Annotated in this window: 5 protein-coding genes; 4 read left to right on the top strand and 1 reads right to left on the bottom strand. The window is 44.0% G+C overall.

The genetic code is table 11. The annotated features are described in order from the left end of the window. On the top strand, positions 1 to 697 hold a 697-nt coding region (locus tag NC238_10880), incomplete at its 5' end, for a winged helix DNA-binding domain-containing protein (GenBank protein MCM1566425.1). Between the two features lie 31 nt (positions 698 to 728). Here NC238_10880 and NC238_10875 read toward each other — a convergent pair. Further along, positions 729 to 920, bottom strand: coding sequence for a hypothetical protein (locus tag NC238_10875; GenBank protein ID MCM1566424.1), 192 nt, complete (start codon positions 918 to 920; stop codon positions 729 to 731). Positions 921 to 1291: 371 nt separating this feature from the next. On the opposite strand from NC238_10875, the gene NC238_10870 reads away from it, so the two are divergent. The 3 genes from NC238_10870 to NC238_10860 form a co-directional block, all read left to right on the top strand. Next, positions 1292 to 1849 (top strand): class I SAM-dependent methyltransferase, encoded by a 558-nt coding sequence (locus NC238_10870; protein MCM1566423.1) that lies wholly within the window; start codon positions 1292 to 1294, stop codon positions 1847 to 1849. A 275-nt stretch (positions 1850 to 2124) separates the two neighbouring features. Further along, on the top strand, positions 2125 to 2676 hold the full coding sequence (locus tag NC238_10865; protein ID MCM1566422.1) for a putative glycolipid-binding domain-containing protein: 552 nt from the start codon (positions 2125 to 2127) through the stop codon (positions 2674 to 2676). A 39-nt stretch (positions 2677 to 2715) separates the two neighbouring features. Continuing rightward, positions 2716 to 3155 (top strand): hypothetical protein (locus NC238_10860; protein ID MCM1566421.1); only part of this gene is annotated, 440 nt, incomplete at its 3' end.

Here is a 3155-nt window from a genome sequence, read left to right as displayed (position 1 = left end):
TCATACATACCTTACCCGGCAAGAGCTGAAAACAGTGCTGGCAAATACAGGTATCGAGACCGATGTCCAGCGCCTGGCTCACATTATAATGTGGGCGGAGCTGGAGGGGTTAATTTGCAGCGGACCAAAGCGTGGAAAACAATTTACCTATGCACTTCTGGAAGAGCGCGTGGAAAAGGCAAAAAAACTGAGTCGAGAACAGGCTCTTTCCAGACTTGCACTCAACTATTTTACGAGCCACGGGCCAGCCCAGCTAAAGGACTTTTCATGGTGGTCTGGACTTACTGTTAAAGACGCGAAAAATGCCATTGAGTTAATCAAACCGGGACTGGAGCAAGTGATACTGGACGGTAAAACGTACTGGTTCTCTGCCCGCGCAGAAATAACATCACCACAGTCACCATCCGCCTTTTTACTATCAATTTACGATGAATACATAATTGCCTACAAGGACAGAAGTGATATCAGTGAGGCACGCGAGATCGAAAAAATGATCTCAATGGGCAATGCTTTGACTGCAGTTATAATTTTGGATGGCAAAGTAGCAGGCACCTGGAATAAAGCTTTGAAAAAAAGCAGGGTCGAAATCAGGCTAAGTCCGTTTCGAAAACTGGGTAAAGATGAGCAAGAGGCATTAGAATCAGAGGTTGCCCGATATGGGAAGTTTGTCGGACTCCCTGCAGTTGTCGTTAAATAATGTTCTTAAGTAATCTACTTCCAGGTTATCGTTAAATAATCTTCTTTAAGTAATCTACAACACGTGGCAGCGCTGCGGAGATCGGAAGATAGAATTTCCAGAAATTTCTGAGATTATCCTGCCTGCCGGAAACTATCTTTGAACCTTTGAGGTGTTCAGCAAGGACTAAAAATATATTACTGGTCGTTAGCAACAGCAAGAAGGCAGTCAGTGTGAGTTTCACATCAATTCCCTGCAACTTCTTTTATTACGATCTCATTGGGACTACCGGGTAAATGTCATCTCCCACCACCCGAGTTATACAACCTTTTCCTGTTTGCCGTATTCACCATGATGAGTTATATGTGATTGTGTATGTATTTCCTTTATCGTTGTGGGGTTTATTCATTTGTATCAGGTTAGCTTATCCTGCGGTATCTTTAAGTTGGATATATGGCAGTGGCAAAACCCACTGCGGTCATCAAGGTAATGAATATCAAATTTTAGCTCAATGCCGGTTTTGATTGAACAATAGCTAGCAGTAGTCAACAAAAAAGCAGAAAAATGATTTATATGAAAATTTTACCTGACAATTAATTGCATGAGGTTTATTATATGGTACACAGGCAATTCCCGATAAATGACCCGGAGCGCCGGAAATGGCAGGACCCGGAAAAGATCTTGACTGATATTGGCCTGAAGCGGGGTATGACATTTGTGGACGTAGGATGCGGCGATGGATACTTTTCCATACCTGCAGCCAGGATGGTAGGGCAGGAAGGAAAAGTGATCGCAATAGATATCGACAAAGGTTCCATAATGCGGCTCCAGCAGAAGGCAGCGGAAGAAGGATTCGGAAATCTATCAGCCGAAGCGCATGCTGCGGAGGAAACTATCGCCTGTGAGGGATGTGCCGATTTTGTTTTCTTTGGGATAGATCTCCATGATTTTGCTGACCCGGCACAGGTTATAAGGAATGCCGGGCAGATGCTCCGACCATCAGGACTGCTAGTCGACCTTGATTGGAAACCCGAGCCCATGTCATTCGGCCCGCCACTGGAAAAGAGATTCTCCATCGGTAAAGCCCAGCAACTGATCGAGTCTGCCGGGTTCCATACAACTTCTGTAAATGAGGCTGGACCGTATCATTACATAATCATTGCCAGGCTGTAAGGAACGGCGTCAAGGCAACCCGCGTAACCGATTATAGACCTCACTTTGTCATATGTATTACCGCCCCTGGAGAATAGTCGCTGCACATCCAGCTATTCCCTATATTGAAGTACCTCTGCATGAATTCAAGCAATGGTAGAGTTTGATGGCTATTAACGGAGAATATTCAATCGGTCCACCGCCTGTGCAGGTTATAGTGGACGAATTACTGACTAAAAAGTAAAAATATAGCAGAAAAAACCAATTACTTATTCCCCGGAATATGGAGTAAGGCAATGGATAAAACTGAAACAATAGTCTGGCAGGCATTATCCTGGCCAAGTACAGTTGTTCATACTCACTCTGTCAGTAAAGGTATTTATGGCCATGGCCTGGCAGTAGGCAGAACAGACAGAGGTATTCCATTTGCTATGGAGTATGACATTGCACTGACTGAGGACTGGGATATTAAAGAGGTGTGGATTAGATCATTACTGGATGAGCACGTTATTAAGCTCCTGCGCAGGGGGGACAGGTGGTACGATGGCAAAGGTAAGCATCTGGCCGAGTTTGAGGGTGTGGAACTGGTGGATATTTCAATTTCGCCATTTACGAACACGTTGCCAATCAGGAGGCTGCAGTTTGAGGGAGAGAAAACGCAAAAAGTAGACGTAATTTACTTTGATGAAAACAAATTTTCGATATCCAGACTGCAGCAAATTTACAGCAAGGTGGGTGAGCGGATCTATCGATACCAGGATATTTTGCTGCCCGATTTTGTGTCCGATATTACGGTGGACAGTAAAGGGCTGGTGATGGATTTCCCCAAAATGTTCAAACGCGTCTGAAAATGTCAAAAAAGATTAGCTGTCCAGGAGACCAGAACCATGAACACAAATGAACTATCAAAAAGGTCGCCTTTAAAATTTTTTTTATTGATTTTCGCTCTTTCTACCCCGTTCTGGCTGATCGGAGGGAGACCGCTTCCTCTTCCGATAAATCTTCCTGTAAGTGCTTTTATGTTTGTTTGCCCGCTAATTGCGGCTTCGATCCTTGTATATAAAGAACAGAAACCTGGCGGAATAAAGAAGTTATTAAAGAAGACTCTCGATTATAGAAAAATAAAACGAAAGGTCTGGTACCTGCCTATCTTTTTTTTAATGCCGATGGTTATGCTGCTCTCTTACTGGGTGATGCGTTTTATAGGTAGACCACTTCCCGAACCTCATATTCCTATTCAGGCAATCCCTCTGTTTTTTATCATGTTCTTTTTCCCCGCTGTATGCGAAGAAGCTGGCTGGATGGGGTATTCTGCTGATCCCATACA

Source organism: Dehalobacter sp. (assembly GCA_023667845.1).
Lineage (GTDB): Bacteria > Bacillota > Desulfitobacteriia > Desulfitobacteriales > Syntrophobotulaceae > Dehalobacter.
This window is presented reverse-complemented; position numbering and strand designations above follow the sequence as displayed.

Bases quoted from the DNA above. Each gene is read 5' to 3' on its own strand.
- NC238_10865 (MCM1566422.1), top strand. From the start codon at position 2,125: ATGGATAAAACTGAAACAATAGTCTGGCAGGCATTATCCTGGCCAAGT.
- NC238_10870 (MCM1566423.1), top strand. From the start codon at position 1,292: ATGGTACACAGGCAATTCCCGATAAATGACCCGGAGCGCCGGAAATGG.